The following is a 20,494-nucleotide window of genomic DNA, read 5'->3' as shown; positions in this document are numbered from 1 at the left end:
CGAATGCGTAGGGATCGCTGTGATCAAAAGCCAGCGTGGTGCCGGTGCTCGTGGCAACGTCGCCCTGGAGGTTGCCGGTCGCACCACCATTGCCCACTTGCACGGTGCCTTGGGCGATGGAGATGTCGGTGAAGACGAATCTCGGCAAAATGAGACTGCCATCCCCCTCCTTGATCAATACGCCGGCCCCCGTAACCGTACTCGCGATCGTTAGGTCGGCCCCGACGGTATCCAGCGTTCCGCCGTTGGCGGTCAAATCGATATTACGTGCGACCGTAAAAGCGGCGGTGTTCTGCAAGGTACCGCCGTCCAGCGTCAAATCGCCGGAGGCACCCAACGCACCGTAGCTTGAGACTGACAGGGTGCCGCCCGAAATGGAGGTACCGCCGGTGTAGGTGTTAGCGCCGGTCAAGACTAGCGTGCCGTCCCCTGCCTTGGTCAATCCGCCCGGCCCCGAAACCACACCTGTCAGTGTCAGGTCGGCATCGGCGGTATCCAGCGTTCCGCCGTTGGCGGTCAGCGTGACATTACGTGCGGTCGGGAGAAAAGTAGCCGTGTTCTGCAAGGTACCGCCGTCGAGCGTCAATCCACCGGATGTGGCACCCAACGCACCGTCGAGTGAGACCGACAGGGTGCCGCCCGATACCACCCAGGGCGTCACTGCGCCCGTGCTCCCCGTCAGCGTCCAGGTGCTGGCGTCGGTTTTTTGGAAAGCTTTAAATCCCGTATAGTTGGTAATGTTAGCGGTCAGCGGCCCGCTGGGAGCGACGATGCCAGAGACATTGAAGCTCGCCGTCGGGCTGATATCACCGCCCAGGATCAGATGGTTAGTGCCTATTAACCCCGCCGCCACATTGCCGGTAAAGCTGTAGCCCGACAGAAGTTTCAGGGTGTTGTTGCCGACAAAGCCGCTGAAGGTGATGGCGTTGGCTTGTATTCCCCCGGCCATTCCACCACTGATGGCGCCGCCAGTGATGATCGTATTGCCGCCACCTGCCGCAGCGATGCCGACGCCGCCTGAATTAGTTTGGCCACTCCCAATCCCGCCTGGGGCGCCTCCGCTGCCGGCGCCGCCGGCGCCGCTTGTGGCATTCAAAGCTCCTCCTATTTGACTGCCTCCTGTGCCCCCGGCAATGGACCCGCCACTTTCGACCGTCACCGTGGCGCCGCCGGAAATGATATTCACGCCGGCGCCCCCAATACCACCGAGACCGAGAGAGTTACCGCCGGAAACTTGTCCGCTGACGTCCAGTGCAGCGCCAGCAGCGCTGAAGACGACGCCAGCACCGCCTGTACCGGAGATGCCGGTGGGGACGGTGGGGAGACCACCAGCGCCGCCCGTGACGCTTCCTGCCGTTACGCTCAAGTTGCCGGCCGAGGTTACCCATACACCGCTACCGCCACCGCCGGTAGAACCATTGGACTGGCCGCCAGCGCCGCCAGTTACGGCCTTCGTGATCGTCAAGTTAGTACCTGATGCTGTATAGACAATGCCGGCGCCACCACCAGCGCCAGCAGCAAAGGTGGTGGAATTACCACCGGCACCACCGGTGACGGCGGAGATAAGGGTGCCACCGCTGCTCAGGACCAGACCGTCGCCACCGCCCCCGGGGCCAGCGGGGCCTCCGTTACTACCGCCAGCACCACCAGTCACCGCAGATGCCAGACCATTTAGAGATGATTGGCTACTCCCTATGCCGCCGCCACCCCCGCCGCTGGTGGCAGTGCCGACCTTACCTGCACCGCCTGGAGTGCCACCCGCAGAGGCAGTGCCGCTTGCGACAATGGCGTTTGCACCGCTGGAAGTGATAACGCCGCCGACGCCGTAGCCGGCGCCAGCGCCACCACCGGTGTTGGGCGTACCGGCGGCGCTGTTCCCACCCGCGGCGCCACCGGCATGGCTGGTGCCGGGAAAGGCCAGCATCAGGCTCACCACGAGCAGGGAAAGACGGCTGCCGTGTGGCAAAACTGTTCGTGTGGACGGTACGGCTACCTGAAGTGCAGGACCGAACGACGAAGGGCGGACTCGCATGGAAATTTCCTTTATTGATGAACATTACGCAGAAAGGAAAATACTTTTTCGTCCCGCGCTCGACAGACCGTCACAGCCACTAGGCATACCGATCAAGGATGTAACTTTTTTACTTTGCAAGAACAGAGTTACTTATTCTACGAGGTGCCACCACTTACATGCCGGCATCGTTCGTGGTAAATACTCGGTGCACGATAAAAAACATATGCACCTTGCCGCGAACCTAACAACAACAGCGCCAAAAGAGCACGACAAGTAATGTTAATAAATAGTCTCAACGAATTAAAACGTCAATCACTTTTCGAACAGACACAACTAAATAGACACCCGTTGCTTACCGTACAACTCATGCAACTCTGCCCTGTCGATAAAACCCGTGACTTGCCTGATGGACTTCCGATCCGGCGGGCAAATTATCGCGCGCCCCCCATGCTATGTATTTAGGATCGCTCCCAAAACCCGCAGGGAAAAATCCCCTCGCAGAACGGAAATTTCCTGCACGACCAGGAATTTTCCGAGCCTTCAGCCCACGCTGTGCAGCCGCGGGCGTCACACCAGCGCCACCAGGCTGCCGCTGCCGATCAGCGGCACCTTCCTGCGTCAAGACCATTTTTGACCGTAGCCCAAACTATCGGGTGATCACACAGCACCAGCGCCTTGCACATAGCTATCTCACTTATCCTGTTGATCTGGACCCAGATTACAAAACGGGAAGACGTGCAGTGAGGCAAGCAACTACACCGGCAGAGCCTAGTCCAGCCCGTACCCGTTCACTGCTGGCTATTCATCGATGGACAGACCGCATCCCTGTAAACGCAGACACAGCAAACTTTTCCGGGTGATCACCGGCATATCAAACTGGCCCTTTTCAGCCAACTCAAACATCAATGCCGAGCCGGTAGATCGTGCTCATTCAACGCGTTTTCGATGTACAACGCCAAATCGAAGCGGGCCAACTGCGACACATGGCGATTGGATGCAACCTGCAGGGCAATATTTCGCCCATGCAGGAGCTTGTAAAGAAATCATATGGGTAACGGACTTGTTCTCGTTGCGGCCATGCTGCCGTATTTATTGACGAATTACGAAAACCGCTTCCTGCATACAGCAGGGAAATCTCCTTGGGTATGGCAGAAGGCTTTTATTCTTCGATCAGCATCGGCGATGAACTGCCTCATCCAATGTGAATACCGAACCAAAGGCACCTTACTTCGTCATGTTCCTTCGCTCTCGACGCAAGTCAAGAAGGTCAGGGAGCCCCTTTTCGCGTCGGTACTGAAAGCTATGCTCCATACTTGATCTTCATCCGATGACACTGCTTCAAGCGCGAAGGGGATAGAGCCTCGGCAGCCGCTTGCTGAAAGACCAGAATGGTTGGGATGATTCGCAGATGTACACTGTCAGGCTGCTGCAAAAATGCGCACTTCGCTGCAATTAACAGCACCCCCTCACTCAGGAGTTCTTTAGTTGCAATGTTTACTGGCCTCTTTTTGGCATGAGATATGCCCTTGGCTAAATAGCCTGAATCTTTTCGACCAGTAACCCATAAGCCAAATCGAGCCGATTAATCGATGGACACCCTGAATTTACTGGTTAATAAAGTCCAGCCCCTTTCAGGCACCGTGAGTGCCGACGGGAGACTCGTCAGTCTGTCCGCAAGTCTGAGCGATCAATTGGGTTACTCGCCAGAGGAACTGCGGAACCAGCCGATTGAACGTATCTACAGTGCCGAATCAATACGTACCTTGCAGTTGCTATTCGCCAATCCACCCGCCGACCAGATAATTCATAGCTTGGAACTGACTCTGATTCGCCACAATGGCGGTCTGCTGCAAGTGGTTGCCTGCGGGCTGCTGGAGTGGAGATCGGTTCAACCCGCGCGCTTGCATCTGTTGAAAATTCCGCTCGGGGCGCTAGCCCATCGGCTACGAGAGATGCACAACGCCAATGAAGTGATGAGTCAGATGCTGCAAAGCGCGAAGGTCGCCTACTGGTGCATCGAGTTCAGCGAGGCGGTGAACATCAACACATCGCAGGATGAAATCGTCCGCCAGGTATTCGAAAACGACTCCCACTGGAGGATGTGCAATCGGGCCATGGCCGGCGTTTATGAGATGCCGGCGGATGTCGACTTCAACCAGTAACCGGTTCGCCTCTATTGGCCGCGCAGCCCGGCCAACGAGGAGTTCGTGCGGCGCTTGATCGAAGCCGGTTTCAGCGTCGACTGAGCGCTCTCGGTGGACAGCCATCACGATGGCTCACCGGCCTACGTCGAGAACGATGTTCGGGCGACATCGTCAACGAATATCTGCTGCGGATGTGGGGCAGCATTCGCGACGTCAGTCAGGAATTGCGAATACAGCACGACGCCGAACAACGTATCGATGCCTTGCGCCGGGTCTTCGATGCGGTGCCGGATGCGGTGCTGGTGATCGATGAACACCTGCAACCACAATGGCGCAATGCAGCCTTCGAAGAGACCTTTGGCATTAACCAAGGCGCCGGCATTGTCCGTCTGTTGCTGGATAAGCCCCTGCCCGAACGCACCTGGCATACCCTACGACTGCCTGTTTTAAGTGGGCGCGACTTGAACTTCAACGTGCATTGTTCGCGCATCCTGATTCGTGAAAGCGTGGCCTGGCGGGTTGCGGTGTTTCGCGAAAACCAGGGTGTGCGCCATGGGCAAGAGTTGCACCGATGAAAGACAATAACCTGCTACCCACGCTGCAGATGGGCATGCGCTCTTCAATAAATGTCAGTAGAGAGGCCCTTCGCGCATTGCTGGAAACACCAGCGCTGCACGCCTTGCTCGACAGCTTCAAACCCAGGCAAGCGCATTCCTAAAGCCATGCGCATGACCATTTACATTGGCGGAGCAGCAGCGATGTTTGCCTGCCTGGCGTTGATCTTGTCGGTGCCGGACATTGCAAAGGTCCTGGCCGGCGAAGACACCGATCCGGTCGCCACCATCCTTGCCAACGCCTTCGGCCCAGTCGGCTCTCGCTTGGTGATGGCAGTCGTGATGGTGTCTTCATTTCCTGCGTCCTGAGCCTGCAAGCCGCAGCCAGCCGTTATTGTTTGCCTACGCCAGGGATGAAATGATCGTCGGCAGCTCACTGTTCAAGCGTCTCTCGTCCACCACGTGCCATCGTTTGCACTGCTGATCAGTGGTCAGGTGCCGGCAGCCATCGTCTGCCTGGGAATGTTCATGGCGGATGCCGTGGCGACCATCGTTGGCTTTGCAGCGATTGGTATCTACGTCGCGTTTCAGTTAATCGTCATTGCTGCCGCGATTGCTCGTGCCAAAGGCTGGCGTCCAAACGGTCAATTTACGCTTGGTGCCTGGGGCCTTTGGGTGAACCTGGCGGCCCTGATCTATGGCCTGTGCGCCATCGTCAACATGATCTGGCCGCGCTCACCGGATGCTCCGTGGTACGTCAACTACGCGATGATCCTGACCACGCTTATTGTGATGGGCGCCGGCTTCGTTTACATGCTGCTGGGCAAACCCTACGAGAGTCGAAGGCGAAGGTCCGGCGCAGCCGGTGTAATTGAAACTACGATTGCCAATACCACTGGGCAATAACGACCGTTTCATAACACCCATGCGCCAGAGGTGGTCGATTATCTCCGTATACATCCAGGTGTAGCGACCAACATCTATGACGCCCTACCCGTCACATCGGCACCAATGTGTTGCTTCAGTGTTTGCCCCAATCGCACCATCGCCAGCTGCAACGCCTCCACCGCTTCAATCAACATCGCAACGTCCAACCCCATACTGGCGGTTTCCAATTGTTCGCAACACTGGATCAAACAACGTGCCTTAATGATGGATACGCCCCCCTTGATCCGATGGGCCAGATTGGAAAGCCCCGCTAAATCACGGGCGTCGAACAATCTGATCAGCCGCGCCCTGTCCTCTTCGTTACAGACGAGCAGGTCGCTGAGCAAGTTTTTGATCGCGGTGAGATCACCACGCGCCAGTTGCTGCAAACTGCTCAAATCAATATCGCTTCCAGCCTCGGGCAACTTCTCGCCTGGGGGCAGTATCCCGGTGCCGGGTGGCAGCAATGCCAGTCGGGCACTTAAATCCCGGAGGCTGATGGGTTTGAACACGCAGTCGTCCATACCGGCGTCCAGGCAACGATCCTTTTCCTCAGGCTGGGCATTGGCGGTGAAGCCCAGGATCAAGCAGGGCCTGGCACCGGAAGACTTCTCTTCACCGCGAATGGCCCGCGTCAGTTCGTAACCGTTCATGACCGGCATGTTGCAGTCGGTAATGACGACATCGAAGTCACCGGTGCGCCAGGCGCGCAGGCCGTGAGCGCCGTCTTCGGCATCGCTGACGCCGTGGCCGAGATAGGTCAGTTGCTGGGACAACAACGATCGGTTGGCCGGGTAATCGTCGACCACCAGAATGTTGAGGGTCCGCGTCTGCGATATCAACTCAACCAAGGGCAACGTGGCAGCGGGCATGGGTTGTAAGGTCAGCAGGTCGAGGGAAATATCAACCTGCGTACCCTTGCCCAGCACACTTATCAGGTGCAATTGGCCCTGCATCATTTCACACAGGGTCCGGCTGATCACCAATCCCAGCCCCGAACCGCCCCTTGCCGACTGGTGATTATTGCTAGCCTGGGCGAACGGGCTGAACAACTGTTCTTGATCTTCGGCAGAAATACCGATGCCGGTGTCCTTGACCTGCACATGAATCGTTAAACGCTCGCCGTCCGCGTTGGGCACCGCCCGCACGCTCAGGCTTATGTCGCCGTCGTTAGTGAACTTGATGGCGTTGCTCAGCAGGTTGGACAGAATTTGTTTGAAGCGTAGCGGGTCGATCAATACGTCGCGGCTGGCCTTGAGGTCGAAATCCAGCACCAGACGTAGGTCTTTTTGCCGAGCCACTCCGTCGAATATCCGTACCACCGACTCGACCAACTCGCGCAAGCTAGCTCGTTCCGGGGCGAGGGACAGGCGTCCTGACTCAATGCGCGCAATATCGAGAATGTCGCCGATCAGGTCCAGCAGCCCGCGCGCAGCGCCTGACGCAACTTCGATCGCGAACCGGTCCGTGACGCCTTGATCGGCCTTCTTCATCGCCAGTTCGAGCATGCCGATCACGGCATTCATCGGGGTGCGGATTTCGTGGCTCATGGTCGCCAAGAAGGTCGTTTTCGCCCGGTTAGCGTCATCCGCGCTTTTCTTGGCATTCTGCAATTGATCGAACAGACGCTGGCGTTCACTGATATCGATCCAGCCGGCAATTATGCCCTTGACCACGCCTTCGCTGGTGCGATACGGCAACATCCAGTGATAAACCGTCAGTATCTTGCCGCGAGCCCGGGCAACAACGCGGTCATGTATGCGCGGCTCGCCCTCACTCATGACCTTCATGTATTCATCGTGGTAGCTCTGGGCTTCTTTTGAATCGGCCAAGCCGCCGCCATCGGTGATCAACTTGCCTATCACCGCCTCGCGGCACACGCCCATGATGTTGAGATAGGCTGAGTTACAATCCATCAACCTGCCCTGACGATCACGCACATAAATCGGATGCGGAGTACCGTCAATCAAGACGCGCATGAACTGAACCTGATCATTGAGCGCCATCCCGGCCTTCAGGCGCATCCCAATCAACCTGCGCAGGTAAATGATCCAGCCCCCTGCCACCAACAACAGCAGCACGGCGATGGCAAAGCCCTGGATGATCGCCAGGCGGTTGTGCGCCCAGCCACTCTCGACCACCACGTCGCTATGCCAACGGTTGGTCAACTCATCCATTTCCTCGGGGGGAATGCTTTGCAGTGCTTTATCCAAAATCGAATACAGCTCCAGCGCACCTCGGTCGATGGCGAAGCCAAGGCGCAATGACTGCACGCCAACGATACTGGTCACGCGCAAGCGGTCTACGAACGAACGCAAAATAAGGTAACGGGCACTGATCAGCGAATTGATGGCGCCGTCAGCCTCGCCCTTGGCCACCAACGCCATGGCGTCGGCTGACGTCGCTGTCTCGATCAGTTGAATGCCGGGAAAGGTTTTGCTGATGAAATCATGCAGCACGCTACCGCGCCAGAGCGCCACTTTTTTACCGATCATGTCATCCAGAGTGGCCGTGTTACCCGCCTCGGTCGAACCAATCAAGACAAAAGGATTGGTCAAGTAAGGTCGAGAGAAACGTAGCTCGCTTTCACGCTCGACATTGGGATTGAACGCCGCGATCAGGTCGGCTTCACCCTTCCTGAGTTGTTTGACCTGCTCACTGGTCGAGCTCGCGCGGACCACGTCGAACTGCAAACCCGTGCGCTGGCTGATCTTGGCCAGGACCTCGGCACTGATACCGCGGAATTCGCCTTGCGCGTCGAAGAACGATACAGGTGCCAAGGTCTCGTTGACCGAGACTTTCAGACGGGGATGCTTGTCCAGCCAGCGTTGTTCAGTCGCGCTGAAATGCAGGGGATGGAGGCCGGGCATGTCCATGCCAGCGGCACTCCAACGGCGGAGAATTACCAGACGCTCCGACAGGGGAACCACGGCCAACGCGGCATTGGTGATGCGCAACAAATGTTGATTGTCACCCATCATGGCAAACGAGAAATACGTCGCTCGCGCACCCGGTACGCCTATCACGTGAACATCGTTTACATAGTTTTTGTTGACCAGATAATTGGCGCTGATGGAGTCGCCCAGATATACATCGGCCTGACCAAATACCACGGCCCCAATAGCGCTGGGGCCGGAGGGATAAAATTTCAGCTCAGCCTTGGGATAGCTCAAGCGAGTCGCAACCGTGGGTTGATAGTGATCGAGCATGGCCAGACGACTATCAGCCAGATCAGGCTTCAACGTCTGATCTGCGCCACTGCGGGTCACCAGTGTTGGCTGAGCTTCGGCATAGGCACTGCTCATTACCAGCTCAGGATCCGATCCCTCGAAACTGTTGGCCGTGCCTACCAGATCCAGCTCACCGCGTTTGAGCGCGTGTATCTCCTCGGTTCGAGAGTCATAACGGCGAACCTCGATCCTGGTGTGCAGCAGGGAGGCGAGCAGCCCAGCGTAGTCTGCCGTGAGTCCTTCGTAATCCTGGCCATTGGTGATCATGTCGAAGGGCGCGTAATCCGGCGCCGATACACCTAATCGCAACGAGCGCTTGCTGCGCAGCCAACGCCAGTCCAACTCGTTCAAAGCGACGGCGAAGCCCTCGCCATTTGAACGACCGAGGAGGTTCAAGGATTGCACCTCGGCCTGTGCTGTCGCAATACTTCCCAATGGGCCGAGCACAAATGCAGCAAGCAGAAAGTTGCGCAGACAATTTCTCACTCATATCAGGTCATTACGTGTAGCAAGAGTGGCCAAATACATCCATACACCATGGGTGGCATCAATCGGGGTCTCGACCGGGTCCACTCGAAGGCTGCTGGTGATCCATGATCTTTCCTTCCGTTTTCACTTTCAAAGTGAAACGTCCTGCGCGAGCATCGGAAACTTCCTAAAGCAGGATGGAAAGTTCTTTGCTTGATCGAAAAATACACTAACTGGAATGAAGTACTTCATCGTTCATCGCCCGCACTTCAACCCGATCAATGACACTCATGACTTGCCGAATCGCCTCTTTATCGGGAGGGCAGGACATTGAGAAATTCATAGCCGACACCGAGGTTCGAATCGAGGATGGCAGTTCTACCTTCCCGCTTTGATACACCAATAGATTCTTGATATCCGGACTGCCACGAACCGCTAACTCAAGCGCTGCTCCGCCGCCACTTAACACGGACTCATTGATAACCACCAGATCAAAATGATAGGACTCGCAACTGAGAATAATCAGCAACTCACGCAAGGAGACAAGGGGGGCAACACGATGATAGCCAAGCCCTGCAAGATGCTTTTCTATACTCAGTCGCCGGGAGTGTTCTTCATCAACTAACAATATACGCAACCGTGGATTGGCCATGGGATACCTTACTTTCTATCGTGACAAAGCTGGCAGTACGCAGCCCCAGACAAGGGAACGGAGGCGGTCTACCAACGACAAAAACTCTTAAATCTTGTTGATAAACGCGTTTTTCTGTGCCACCCATGACAGCAATCTTTCGGCGTTCATGGGGCGTGCGCACAAGTAGCCCTGGGCTTGAATACACCCGAGCTGGATCAACAACCGGCGTTGGAGTTCGGTTTCCACACCCTCCACGACGACCGACATGTTCAGTGCCTTGCCCAGCGCCAGCGTGCTGCTGACGACGGCGCGGTTACAGACACTGGAGGCCAGATCGCGAATAAAACTGGCGTCGAGCTTTATCTCCGTGAACGGCAACTGACAAAGACGCTCGAGCGAAGAAAACCCGATACCAAAGTCATCAATGGACAACCCGGTACCCATCATCCGCAAACGAATTAGACTTTCCAGAACGGCGGGGGACGTTTCGATCAGCCCACTTTCGGTAATTTCAAAGGTTAAGCGTGACGCCGGCACCTGGTACCGCTCGATCAGTTCACTGATGCGGGCAACGAGCACCGGGCTACCAAACTGCTCGGCCTGCACATTGAACGCGAGCTTCAAGTGCCGCCCCTGCGCCGATGCTTCGCGCAGCAGAAACAACCCTTGTTCTAATTGCGAGAAAAACAATTCATCCATCAATTTGAAGCTGCACAACAACGGTAGAAACCCCCCCGGATTCAATAGTCCATGGACAGGGTGCTCCCACCGGGCCAGGACTTCCATGCTGTCGACAACACCGGAAACGAGATTGAATTTCGGCTGAAAGAACGCTTTGAATTCACTGGCCGCAAACGCCTGCTTCAACTCCGCCCTGGTCGAAAGTTTGAAGCTGACGGGACGAGAGACATCAACCTTGTCAGCGCCTAACTTTTCAAGGAAACGACCCAACATCGGCGCAATCGCACTTGACCGCACGGGTGTATCGACATAACCCAGCACGTCGACACCGTGCATCGCCAACATTCGCCCTATTGCAGTGTGCAAGTCCGTGGGGTGCAGGCTGCAAATAATGATGGAATGGATATAACCACCACGGCTAAGTTCTTCTACGACCGTGAGCCCTTGCAGGCAGTGAAGTTTCAAACTGCACACCACAATATCCACCGGACCGGTGCGCTTGAGTATTTCCATTGCAGCCGCACTGTTTGTAACCGCCATGACTTCGCTACAACCCAGATCCTGAAAAACGCGAGTCGCGACAAGCCGTTTAAAAGGGTGCTCCTCAATAACCAGAATACGTATCGGCAAGAAAGACATGGTAGTTACACATATGATGGGGGACGTGTGAATTATTACAACGCACGCCCTATGTGTATTTAGGAACGATCCTTGGATTGCCGGGAAACGTCCATAGGTTCCCCGGAAATTTCCCCCTCCCTTGGGAATTTTCCGTTGGGCCACCCTGCATGCAACATCACGCCGAAGCCTGTGGACTCATCCCAGTGCGAGCAGCGCATTGCGCAATGTCGCCATCGCTTGCTGCAAGGCTTCGACGGCGACGATCACCCGCGCAGGCTCTGCACCAAGACAGGCTTTTTCCAGTTCGGCGCAACTGATGAGTACGTTCTGCGCGCCGACGATCCGCCCGCCCCCTTTGATCCGGTGCGCCAGGTCGGCCAGTCCCGCAAGGTCCATGGCCAGGTAATGTCGCGCCAACACGTTCAGGTCTTCATCCAGGCTGAGCGCCATGTCCTTGATAATGGTATTAATTGCCTCCTGATCGCCCTGCGCCAGTTGATGAAGCGATGAGAGGTCGATGTCATGACCTCGTCCCACAACGGCGACCGCGACCAATGATTTTTGGGGGCGCATTACGGGCTGGATCACCGACAAATAGGCACTCATGTCCTTGAGCCTGATGGGTTTGAACAGGCAATCGTCCATCCCGGCATCCAGGCAACGTTGCTTTTCTTCGGGCTGGGCATTGGCGGTCAAGCCCACGATCACACAACGCGCCGATCCCAGTCGCTGTTCCTCGTCGCGGATTGCTTGCGCAAGGTCGTAGCCGTTCATGATGGGCATATGGCTGTCGGTGATCACCACATCAAAAGCACCTTGGCGCCACGCCCTCAAGCCGTGTGCGCCATCCTCCGCGTCACTGACGTCATGCCCCAGGTAATTCAGCTGCTGGGAAAGCAGCAAGCGATTGGCCGGGTAATCGTCGATGACCAACACATTCAAGCGTCTAGCACGAACCACCGGTTCCACGACTTCGCTGCTGGTCGATTCAAGCCTTTTCAGTATCGGCAGCCGCAACGCGACTTCGATCCGGGTGCCCTGGCCCAACGTACTCGAGAGGGTCAAACGCCCGCCCATCATCTCGCACAATGCGCGGCTAATTGTCAGACCCAATCCGGAGCCGGCTCGCATCGCTTCAATGGTGTGGCCGACCTGGGTGAAAGGGTTGAACAACAGGGCCTGATTTTCCGGGGAGATACCGATGCCGGTGTCCACCACGCTCAAAGTCATGTCGAGCTCGGTGCCGTCGGCAGTCGGGGCGCAGTGCAGGGTAAAGTGCACTTCACCCTTAACGGTGAATTTGATCGCGTTGCTCAACAGATTTGACATCACCTGTTTGAGCCGCAAGGCGTCAACCAGCACTTCACAATCAGACTGGGGATCGAAGTCGACCCTCAGCTCCAGAAATTTTTGCTGCGCCACCCCATCAAAAATACGTACGATTTTACGTGCTTCCTCTCCCAGGTTGGCCCTTTTCGGCGCCAGCGTCAGGTGCCCCGCCTCGATACGCACGATATCTAGGATGTCACCCAGCAGATCAACCATGCTGTTGGCCGCACTGGACGCCACGTCCAACGAGACCCGATCAATAATGCCTTGCTCGGCGCGTTTGCTGGCCATCTCCAGCATGCCCAACACACCATTCATAGGCGTACGTATTTCATGACTCATGGTGGCCAGGAATAAGGTCTTGGCCTTGTTGGCTTCTTCTGCCACCTGTTGGGAGGCCTTCAACTGATCCAGTAAATGCTGGCGATCCGTGAAATCGATCCAGCCGGCCATGACGCCAATGACCCGCCCTCGCTGGTCGAAACACGGAAAGATCCAGTGAAAAATGGCGACGGTATTGCCGTAGGGCGCAACCAGAACGCCGCCGCCGATTTCAGGCACCCGCTCTCGCATGACCTTGAGGTAAAACTCGTGATACTGCCGAGCCTCGACGGGATCCATGTGCTGGCCGTCAGTGATTTTCTGGCCCAGCAGCTCGTGCAGGTCCAGCGAAAAGAAGTCGAGATAACTGGCGTTGCAGGCGACCAATCGGCCCTCGCTGTCGCGGATGAAAATCGGCTGCGGCGTGCTGTCAATCATCGCGCGCATCTTGGCCACGTGCGCCGCCAGGGCGCGGGCCGGGTTGTCCGTTTTGCGCCGCCACCACAACACACCGCCGTGCCAGCAGACAACCGAACCCAGACCGGCCAGCAGCATGCTCCAGTAAAAGGTCGATGCCCCGCGGGTATGAACCGCCATGTCGAGCTCGAAGCCGGGACTCTCCGTTGAGTTCGCGGGTGCGCTCGCAGAAGATATCTCAGCCTGCGCCAGCATCGGCAACGCGGCGATCAGCAATGACGCGATAATTCCCTTGGCGGCGATCATCAGATAATACTGTTGCGCTTGGCCACTTCCGCCAGCGACACCACGGAGGTCACCTCAAACCGTTCCAACAAACGTGTTTTATAGGTGCTGATGGTTTTATTGCTGAGCAACATCAGATCGCCGATTTCTTTATTACTGAGCCCCAACGCCAAGTGTTTGAAGATTAACAATTCCCGATCGGACAAACTTTCTATCACCCGCGCTTCGTTCATCTCGGTGTCACTGCGACGGACCGAGCCAATATTCAGGTTAGGGAAATAGGTATAACCCGACATCAAGACTTTGACGGCGCGGCGCAGGTCATCCAAGTCATCGATTTTCGAAATAAAACCAGCAGCCCCGGCGTTCATGCAACGTTTAAGGTACAAACCCGGCTCCAGGGACGTCAATACCAGAATCCGGGTCGAGAGATTCAAGTCGACAATACGCCTGATCACTTCCAGACCATCGAGTTTGGGCATGGAAATATCCAGCACCACCAGATCCGGGGCGACCTCGCGTGCCTGCTGCACCGCATCGGCACCATCACCCGACTCGGCCACAATCTCGAAATTCTCCTGTTTCAATACCATTTTTACGGTTGCCCGAACAATCGGGTGGTCATCCACAACCAATGCTTTACGCATATCTTCCTCACTCATCCTATTCACTTGGATATCGACAACGAAGCTGATGAGACATAAAGCGAGTGCACACGCATGCCCGGCAGGGTTTAATTCTGCCGGGCATCGATACTAGAGGTTATCAACCTTCCTTCGCGCTCTGTCTATCAGATTGACTCAATCAATCCAGCCACTCCTGCAGACGCCGAGCATTCATCGGCTTTGCCAGGTGAAAGCCCTGCGCGAGCGTTCCGCCCATGGCAAGCACTTGATCACTGATGTCCTGACTACTAACGCCCTCGATCACCAGGCTCATTTCCAGCGCCCGGGCCAGAGCGATGGCGGATGCCACCATGGTTTTGCTGCGGTAATCGGACAAGTCCCGAACCACTGAACTGTCGAGCTTCAGTTGGTTGAACGGTAATTGACACAGCAATGTCAAGGACGAGAAGCCCATCCCAAAATCATCGACCGATAGACCACAACCCAATAACCGTAAACGCAACAAACTGTTCATCGTAACGACCGGCATTTCCAGCAGGCCGTTTTCCGCCACCTCAAACATCAATGACGACCCAGGAAGATCACGTGCTTTCAAGGCGTTTTCAATGAATAACGCCAAGTCTAAATTTGCCAGTTGTGAGGCATGTAGATTGAAGGCGATCTGCAGATTAGAGCGAGGCAGGCACACCAACAGCTCAAGCCCTTGGGCAAATACCTGCTTGAACATTTCATCGATCAAGTCATAAGCCACCACCGCCGACAGAAACTCTTGGGGCAACAACAGGCCACGGCTAGGATGCTCCCATCGCGCCAAGGCTTCTACGCCGGATAACTCCCCCGTGCGTAAATTGAACTTGGGCTGAAACCATGCCTTGAACTCCCCCGCTTCCAAGCCCTTTCTGACTTCAGGCTCAGAGGGCAATTTGAAGGTATCCAAAGGGATCGGTAGCGCCAAGGCTTTGCGCTTGGCGTAGTTGCGCAAAATCGACCCCAGGTTTTTTTGCATAGAATCGTCAGCACTGATAATGCCGATTAAACGGATCTGCGATAAGACGTTGATTCGCTCTACCGCCCGCAACAATTGCGGCTCCAGCGCGGAGCATAAAACCACGGCACTGACCAATCGTGCTTTGCCTGCCGCCAACAGAAAATCGAAATAGCCGATATTTTTGCTGCTCAGATCACACACCACAATATCAACGCCATCGGTGCGACGAACGACGTCAATCGCTTTACCACACTCACCCGCATGAAACACCGCCCGGACGCCCAGACCGGTCAACGCATCGGTAATGGCTTTGCGTTTCGGTAGCTGATTTTCGAGTACGAGAACCCGTAAAGAAATCATTTTTTTCCAAGCCCTCGATTTATTGTCGAGGCTATGCTGACGTTTTTGTTCGAAAATTACGAAAGCCGTTTTCCTGCTGACCATAGGGAAATTTCCGAAGATGATGGAGACGTCGTGCACAGCTGCAGCGAACGTTCCCGCCGACTCGCTCGAACGCCGGACGGATGCCATATCTTTGTGCACCGGCTGGATGACTTCGCCGGATGGATACGACCAGGGACGAGATCGATCTGGACTACGGGGTATGAAAAATTCCGGGACAAAGGATATTAAACAGCTAAGTATCACCGCGTTTCCCTGAATAAATTGGCAGTGGACTTATTCACTGGCTTGCTCAGGATCAGTGGCAATGCCCACATTTTCCCGTGGCGAGAGAAGGCTGATCGTCGTATCGATAACCTTCCTGAAAAACACTGGGATCAGAAATGCGCCGTGCATCCAGCCAACTCAACAAGTCGGCGCCACTCATTGGCCGTTCGCGGAGATACCCCTGCCCTTGATTACACCCGAGCGGTACCAATTCCTGGCGCTGCTCCTCGGTCCCAATGCCCTCGATCACGACCGTCATGCCCAGAGTTTCACCTAACGTCAGGGTGCTGCTGATGACCGCTCGACAGCGCGGTTCGTGCTCGAGGGTACGAACGAATTCTCCGTCGAGCTTGATCTCGTTGAAAGGCAGTTGGCACAGCCGCTGTAACGACGAAAAACCTGCGCCTAAGTCATCGATGGAGAGCCGACAGCCCATCATCTGTAGGCGTACCGGACTTTCCAGCGCCGTTGCTGGAGCCTCAAGCAAACCGCTCCCGGACAGCTCGAACGTCAGACTTGGGCCTGGCGTACCATGAGCACTCAGAATGGTTTTGATCCTTGAGGTGAGCTCCGGATTGGTCAACTGCATCGCCTGCAGATTAAATCCCGTCGGCGGCGACGAACACCTCCTGACACCCCAACTGCTCGGCCATGTTGAGCGCAACTGAGCGCTGGAGGGGATGATATTCAAGAACCAAAACGCGTAACGGGAGGATAGCCATCAGGGTATCTCACAGGAAATAGGCACACGCAAAGATGCCGGCACTGCCGAACATCGGTTTCGGTTTATTGATGTACGTGACGTGTTGACCTTCATCTAGCGGCGATGAAGGCCAGCCTCAGAATCGCCAATTGGCGTTGACGCTGCCCGAGCTCTGCTGGTAGCCCGAGCCAAACTGGCCGTTGTAGGAAATACCTACCGTGGTGTTTTTGCTCACGCTGACATCCGCCCCCAACTCCGTGACTGCCGCGTTGCGTAACCACATTTGATAATGGCGACGGCCGCGCCGAGCTTCTCGACGAACGCATCGTAGATATCGACCTGTGCATAAATCCGGCAGGCAGCCGTGCAATCCTGGCCCGCGCTGTAAAAGCCAAAGGTGCGAAGGCCTCCTACAGCCGCGTCGATATCGGCGTCGTTGAAGATGATCATAGGCGCCTTGCCGCCCAGTTTCATGTGCATGCGTTTGACGCTGTCGGCGGTGCTGGAAATGATAGTGGCGCCGGTGGCAATCGAACCCGTCAGCGACACCATGCGCGCTTTCGGATGATTCACCAGTTGGCAAAGTCTTGGCGCGTGCTAAGGTCACGTTACATCGACTTGATCGATATCACTTCCACATACCTGAACTTTTTTCTCGCAGCCTTGGTGGCTTCTTGCTCTGCAGAGTGGGTGCTAAGCGTATCGGCTTCAGGGCTTATCTCGTATGTTTCACCTTCGAATTCATTTCCAACCCGGAGGATGACCTTGAGCCTCGGTGTGAAGGCTTTGGAAACCCTCTCTTTCGTCGCAGCCTTCGCTGGCGGCACAGTCATGCCGGTCGGATGGGGTTCTTGCACACTGGGCGCGTCAACCGCCGTAGGTAGTTCTGCATTACCAAACAACGCTTGGCGCATCTCTTCTTCTGTCAATTCTTTAATTATGTTTAGTTTCAGAGGGGCGCTTTGTAAAACTAGCCGAATCCTATCAACCGCCAAGAGGTCGCAATATCCAAGCGCGAGGACGGGCTCGTAGCAACCTAGGCTCGTAAGGCCTAGGATTGATTGATTAGCCTCCATGTCCGCCGCCAACATGTTGGCATGCGTTCACCTATCAACTCAGCAGACCTACCCGTACCTAGTGCCTTTCGCGACGGCCAGGTGGTTGGCTACGTCCATCCGGGCAGCCCCTGCCCCCTCAGATCTCCAATCGAGCTCCTCAGATGTAGCCACCTCTTGGCGGCTGAGCAGCAGCCGAATCCTATCGACCAGCGCATTCATCGATTGAGCGGTGCTTAGATAGCCTGTTTCCGTACTGTTCATGAGACCAGCCCCGGCGGGGTGCGTTCGAGCCAATCCCTCGGTACGCCATCCAGAACACGTCTTGATGTTCATCGTCGCAGTGGTCCGCGTACGCCTCGTCAATCTGTGGCACACAGTCGAATAGGCTGGAGAGCGGAGTAGGCTTGACCTGCTCATCGCCCGGTACATCCAGAAAGACACGGTAAGCCGGCCCGTTCGTGCGAGCGACGGCCCCCATCAGACGACCGATGACGATCGCAGCATGTGATTGGGATAAAAGAAGTCGCGGATTGATGAATGTAATGAGCATGATGGTGCCTACTGGATATTGGTGTGAATGTAGCTTTAGCCTCAACTGCAACCAATCAGACCTGCACGCTTGTTGTTAACGGCGTGCAAATGTCCGGGTCGTCATACCCGTCCAGCGGATTCAGCATCACGGGATCTTTCTTAGTTCCAGCCGGCGCTACCTACCTTCTTCCGGCCGGATCTTATACGTTGCTAACCTGGAGCGAGGTATCGTAATGCACTACTTTGTTGATGCAAGTAATAACGTGTTTGCTTTTGATAATGCCAAGGATGCGCCAGTAGGCATGATCGCAATCGACGAGGCTGAAGCGCTGCAGCTGGCCGCCGCATCGGCACCTGTGCTTGACACTCAAGAGCTGATATCTGCCGAGCGTTACAGGCATGAAACAGCAGGCATCACGCTGAACGGCATCGCCATTGATACGGGTCGAGACAGCCAGGCATTGATCACCGGGGCGACCCTATCAGCAGTGATCGATGCTACTTATATCTGTACGTGGAAGACAGTTAACGGCCCGATCGAACTGACCGCGTCGCAGCTGATTGGTGTCGCCACAGCGGTTCACGCCCATGTCCAAGCCTGTTTTGATCGGGAAGGCGAGCTACTGGCCGCTCTAGAGGATGGGACATTTACTGCAGATATGCTCGGCGAAGGTTGGCCGGTATGAGCACCTACCTGACCACACTCAAAACCGAACAGACCGGTAAATGGGGGCACACGCTGCTGGCCGATCTAGTATATCAGGATGACGAACTGGGCCAGATCACTGTCCCGGTCGGTTTTCAGACCGACTTCGCCAGCATCTGGGTGCTGCATAATGCGGTCTTGATCGTGCTGTATGCCCTCGTTGCAGGGTACGGTAACTACGCAGCCACTGCCCATGATTGGCCGTATACAAATGGCCAAGTCTCGCGGCGCCAAGCCGATGATCTACTGTACAGAGCGTTGCGGGCAGAGGGAGTAGCGAAATGGCGGGCAGCTTTATTCTGGATAGGTGTGAGAGTCGGCGGCGCAAAGCGTTATAAACCAGCTTAGAGGCTGATGTCGGCCTAGTTGGTGGCCGACATCCGATGATGAGATGCAGCGTTACTCAATCATCGCAAAGTCGGTACGGGTTCTTGGATCAGGGGCTGCACCCCTGACATTCTCGCCTCTGCTGGGGGAGAAACCGGGAAGAAAAACCAATCTTTCTTCCTCCAGTCTGAACGCCAGAGCGAGCTTAGTAACGTCCAGCAACTTGTCTTTAGCTTCGAATCGTTGGATACGCCCGATTCCGCCGCAAGCTTCTCAACAGACTAGTCGAGCATCTGGCGAGCTTCGACGCAATGCTCAGGCCTGAATTGGCGTATCGACATCGCTTCGATGGTCAGGTAGTCACGGTCAAACTCTTCAGCAGTCATAGCACATTCCAAGGCATGGGTGAGGAGAATGACTATAACTGTTTATCTATACAGTATTTAACTCAGTCACTCGTTAGTGCTCAGTGCCATTCTTCGCGATAAACCACGACCTCAATCAGTGCCAGCACTGTGCCAAACATCTCGTCAGGCGGTGCCAGATCCGGCGCTCGCTTACAGGCTAACCGAGATAGGCGGACTTGAAGTTTTAACAAATCTCAATTCACTACCAAAAGGCAAAAATCGCATACATGAAAAAGCCCAACCTTTTCAGATTGGGCTAAGTCATTGAATAATATGGTCGGGACGGAGTGATTCGAACACTCGACCCCTAGCACCCCATGCTAGTGCGCTACCGGACTGCGCTACGCCCCGACTAGGCGTGTCTCTGTTTTCGCATCTGCGAAATACGATCAGGAATATAGCCTAACCGTTTGAATTAATAAAGTATGTCCCGACAAACTCACTTGCGCAAAACGCCCAGTACGTCCTCCAGCTCTGAAATCATTTGCCGGATCAGTTGTTTGTATTGGGTCGTGTCGTCCTTGGCTTCGTCGCTGGACATGCGCAAGCGCGCACCGCCAATGGTGAAACCCTGGTCGTAGAGCAAGGCGCGGATCTGCCGGATCATCAACACGTCCTGTCGCTGATAATACCGGCGGTTTCCGCGTCGTTTGACCGGATTGAGTTGAGGAAACTCCTGCTCCCAATAACGCAAAACATGCGGTTTTACCGCACAGAGCTCGCTGACTTCACCGATGGTGAAGTAGCGTTTGCCTGGAATGGGCGGTAGCTCGTCGTTATGACTTGGTTCCAGCATAAGCCTCAACTCGGGCCTTCAACTTCTGCCCTGGACGAAAGGTGACCACACGGCGAGC

General features: G+C 55.6%; 15 protein-coding genes, 1 tRNA gene and 4 pseudogenes. 6 read left to right on the top strand and 14 right to left on the bottom strand.

The window, feature by feature from the left end:
• Positions 1–2,032: autotransporter-associated beta strand repeat-containing protein (locus tag JWR17_RS00515; RefSeq protein ID WP_299827240.1), on the bottom strand; the 2,032-nt coding region annotated here is incomplete at its 3' end.
• A gap of 1,571 nt (positions 2,033–3,603) precedes the next feature.
• On the opposite strand from JWR17_RS00515, the gene JWR17_RS00510 reads away from it, so the two are divergent.
• The 4 genes and pseudogenes from JWR17_RS00510 to JWR17_RS00495 form a co-directional block, all read left to right on the top strand.
• On the top strand, positions 3,604–4,176 hold the full coding sequence (locus tag JWR17_RS00510; protein WP_299827238.1) for a PAS domain-containing protein: 573 nt from the start codon (positions 3,604–3,606) through the stop codon (positions 4,174–4,176).
• Positions 4,177–4,349: 173 nt separating this feature from the next.
• The gene (locus tag JWR17_RS00505) at positions 4,350–4,733 is read left to right on the top strand and encodes a PAS domain-containing protein (RefSeq protein ID WP_299827236.1); all 384 of its coding nucleotides are present in this window, start codon (positions 4,350–4,352) and stop codon (positions 4,731–4,733) included.
• Positions 4,730–4,876 (top strand): hypothetical protein, encoded by a 147-nt coding sequence (locus JWR17_RS00500; RefSeq protein WP_299827250.1) that lies wholly within the window; start codon positions 4,730–4,732, stop codon positions 4,874–4,876. The genes JWR17_RS00505 and JWR17_RS00500 overlap by 4 nt, the downstream gene beginning before the upstream one ends.
• Positions 4,854–5,618, top strand: a pseudogene (locus tag JWR17_RS00495) (amino acid permease); the annotation flags it as partial. The gene JWR17_RS00500 and the pseudogene JWR17_RS00495, both read left to right, overlap by 23 nt.
• 74 nt (positions 5,619–5,692) lie before the next feature.
• On the opposite strand, the gene JWR17_RS00490 reads toward JWR17_RS00495, so the two are convergent.
• The 9 genes and pseudogenes from JWR17_RS00490 to JWR17_RS00450 form a co-directional block, all read right to left on the bottom strand.
• Positions 5,693–9,274 (bottom strand): transporter substrate-binding domain-containing protein, encoded by a 3,582-nt coding sequence (locus tag JWR17_RS00490; RefSeq protein ID WP_299827248.1) that lies wholly within the window; start codon positions 9,272–9,274, stop codon positions 5,693–5,695.
• Positions 9,275–9,566: 292 nt separating this feature from the next.
• Complete coding sequence (locus JWR17_RS00485; RefSeq protein ID WP_299827234.1) at positions 9,567–9,989, bottom strand: histidine kinase; 423 nt, start codon at positions 9,987–9,989, stop codon at positions 9,567–9,569.
• Between the two features lie 87 nt (positions 9,990–10,076).
• A complete protein-coding gene (locus JWR17_RS00480) occupies positions 10,077–11,291 on the bottom strand; it encodes an EAL domain-containing response regulator (RefSeq protein ID WP_299827232.1) in 1,215 nt (404 codons plus the stop codon).
• Positions 11,292–11,468: 177 nt separating this feature from the next.
• Positions 11,469–13,646 carry an ATP-binding protein gene (locus JWR17_RS00475; RefSeq protein WP_299827230.1) on the bottom strand — a complete coding sequence of 726 codons (2,178 nt, stop codon included), beginning with the start codon at positions 13,644–13,646 and terminating at the stop codon, positions 11,469–11,471.
• The gene (locus JWR17_RS00470; protein ID WP_299827246.1) at positions 13,646–14,272 is read right to left on the bottom strand and encodes a response regulator transcription factor; all 627 of its coding nucleotides are present in this window, start codon (positions 14,270–14,272) and stop codon (positions 13,646–13,648) included. The genes JWR17_RS00475 and JWR17_RS00470 overlap by 1 nt, the downstream gene beginning before the upstream one ends.
• 157 nt (positions 14,273–14,429) lie before the next feature.
• Entirely contained in the window at positions 14,430–15,599 is a 1,170-nt protein-coding gene (locus tag JWR17_RS00465; RefSeq protein WP_299827229.1) for an EAL domain-containing protein, read from the bottom strand.
• Positions 15,600–15,939: 340 nt separating this feature from the next.
• Positions 15,940–16,572, bottom strand: a complete 633-nt coding sequence (locus tag JWR17_RS00460; protein WP_299827244.1) for an EAL domain-containing protein — start codon at positions 16,570–16,572, stop codon at positions 15,940–15,942.
• Between the two features lie 333 nt (positions 16,573–16,905).
• A pseudogene (locus JWR17_RS00455) lies at positions 16,906–17,206 on the bottom strand (aldehyde dehydrogenase family protein); the annotation flags it as partial.
• A 13-nt stretch (positions 17,207–17,219) separates the two neighbouring features.
• The gene (locus JWR17_RS00450) at positions 17,220–17,552 is read right to left on the bottom strand and encodes a hypothetical protein (RefSeq protein ID WP_299827242.1); all 333 of its coding nucleotides are present in this window, start codon (positions 17,550–17,552) and stop codon (positions 17,220–17,222) included.
• A gap of 881 nt (positions 17,553–18,433) precedes the next feature.
• Here JWR17_RS00450 and JWR17_RS00445 point away from each other — a divergent pair.
• Both JWR17_RS00445 and JWR17_RS00440 read left to right on the top strand, forming a co-directional pair.
• Positions 18,434–18,886, top strand: a complete 453-nt coding sequence (locus JWR17_RS00445) for a DUF4376 domain-containing protein (protein WP_299827227.1) — start codon at positions 18,434–18,436, stop codon at positions 18,884–18,886.
• Positions 18,883–19,254 (top strand): DUF1353 domain-containing protein, encoded by a 372-nt coding sequence (locus JWR17_RS00440; RefSeq protein WP_299827225.1) that lies wholly within the window; start codon positions 18,883–18,885, stop codon positions 19,252–19,254. Before JWR17_RS00445 ends, JWR17_RS00440 begins: the two co-directional genes overlap by 4 nt.
• A 51-nt stretch (positions 19,255–19,305) precedes the next feature.
• Here the strand turns inward: JWR17_RS00440 and JWR17_RS00435 are convergent.
• The 4 genes and pseudogenes from JWR17_RS00435 to ihfA form a co-directional block, all read right to left on the bottom strand.
• Positions 19,306–19,619, bottom strand: a pseudogene (locus JWR17_RS00435) (XRE family transcriptional regulator).
• A 295-nt stretch (positions 19,620–19,914) separates the two neighbouring features.
• Positions 19,915–19,991 (bottom strand) — tRNA-Pro (locus JWR17_RS00430).
• Between the two features lie 88 nt (positions 19,992–20,079).
• Positions 20,080–20,436 carry a MerR family transcriptional regulator gene (locus JWR17_RS00425; RefSeq protein WP_299827223.1) on the bottom strand — a complete coding sequence of 119 codons (357 nt, stop codon included), beginning with the start codon at positions 20,434–20,436 and terminating at the stop codon, positions 20,080–20,082.
• Positions 20,417–20,494, bottom strand: a pseudogene (gene ihfA, locus JWR17_RS00420) (integration host factor subunit alpha); the annotation flags it as partial. The pseudogene ihfA and the gene JWR17_RS00425, both read right to left, overlap by 20 nt.

Source organism: Pseudomonas sp. (assembly GCF_028293835.1).
GTDB lineage: Bacteria > Pseudomonadota > Gammaproteobacteria > Pseudomonadales > Pseudomonadaceae > Aquipseudomonas.
Note: the sequence above shows the minus strand (reverse complement) of the source record. Positions and strands in the feature narration are given on the sequence as shown.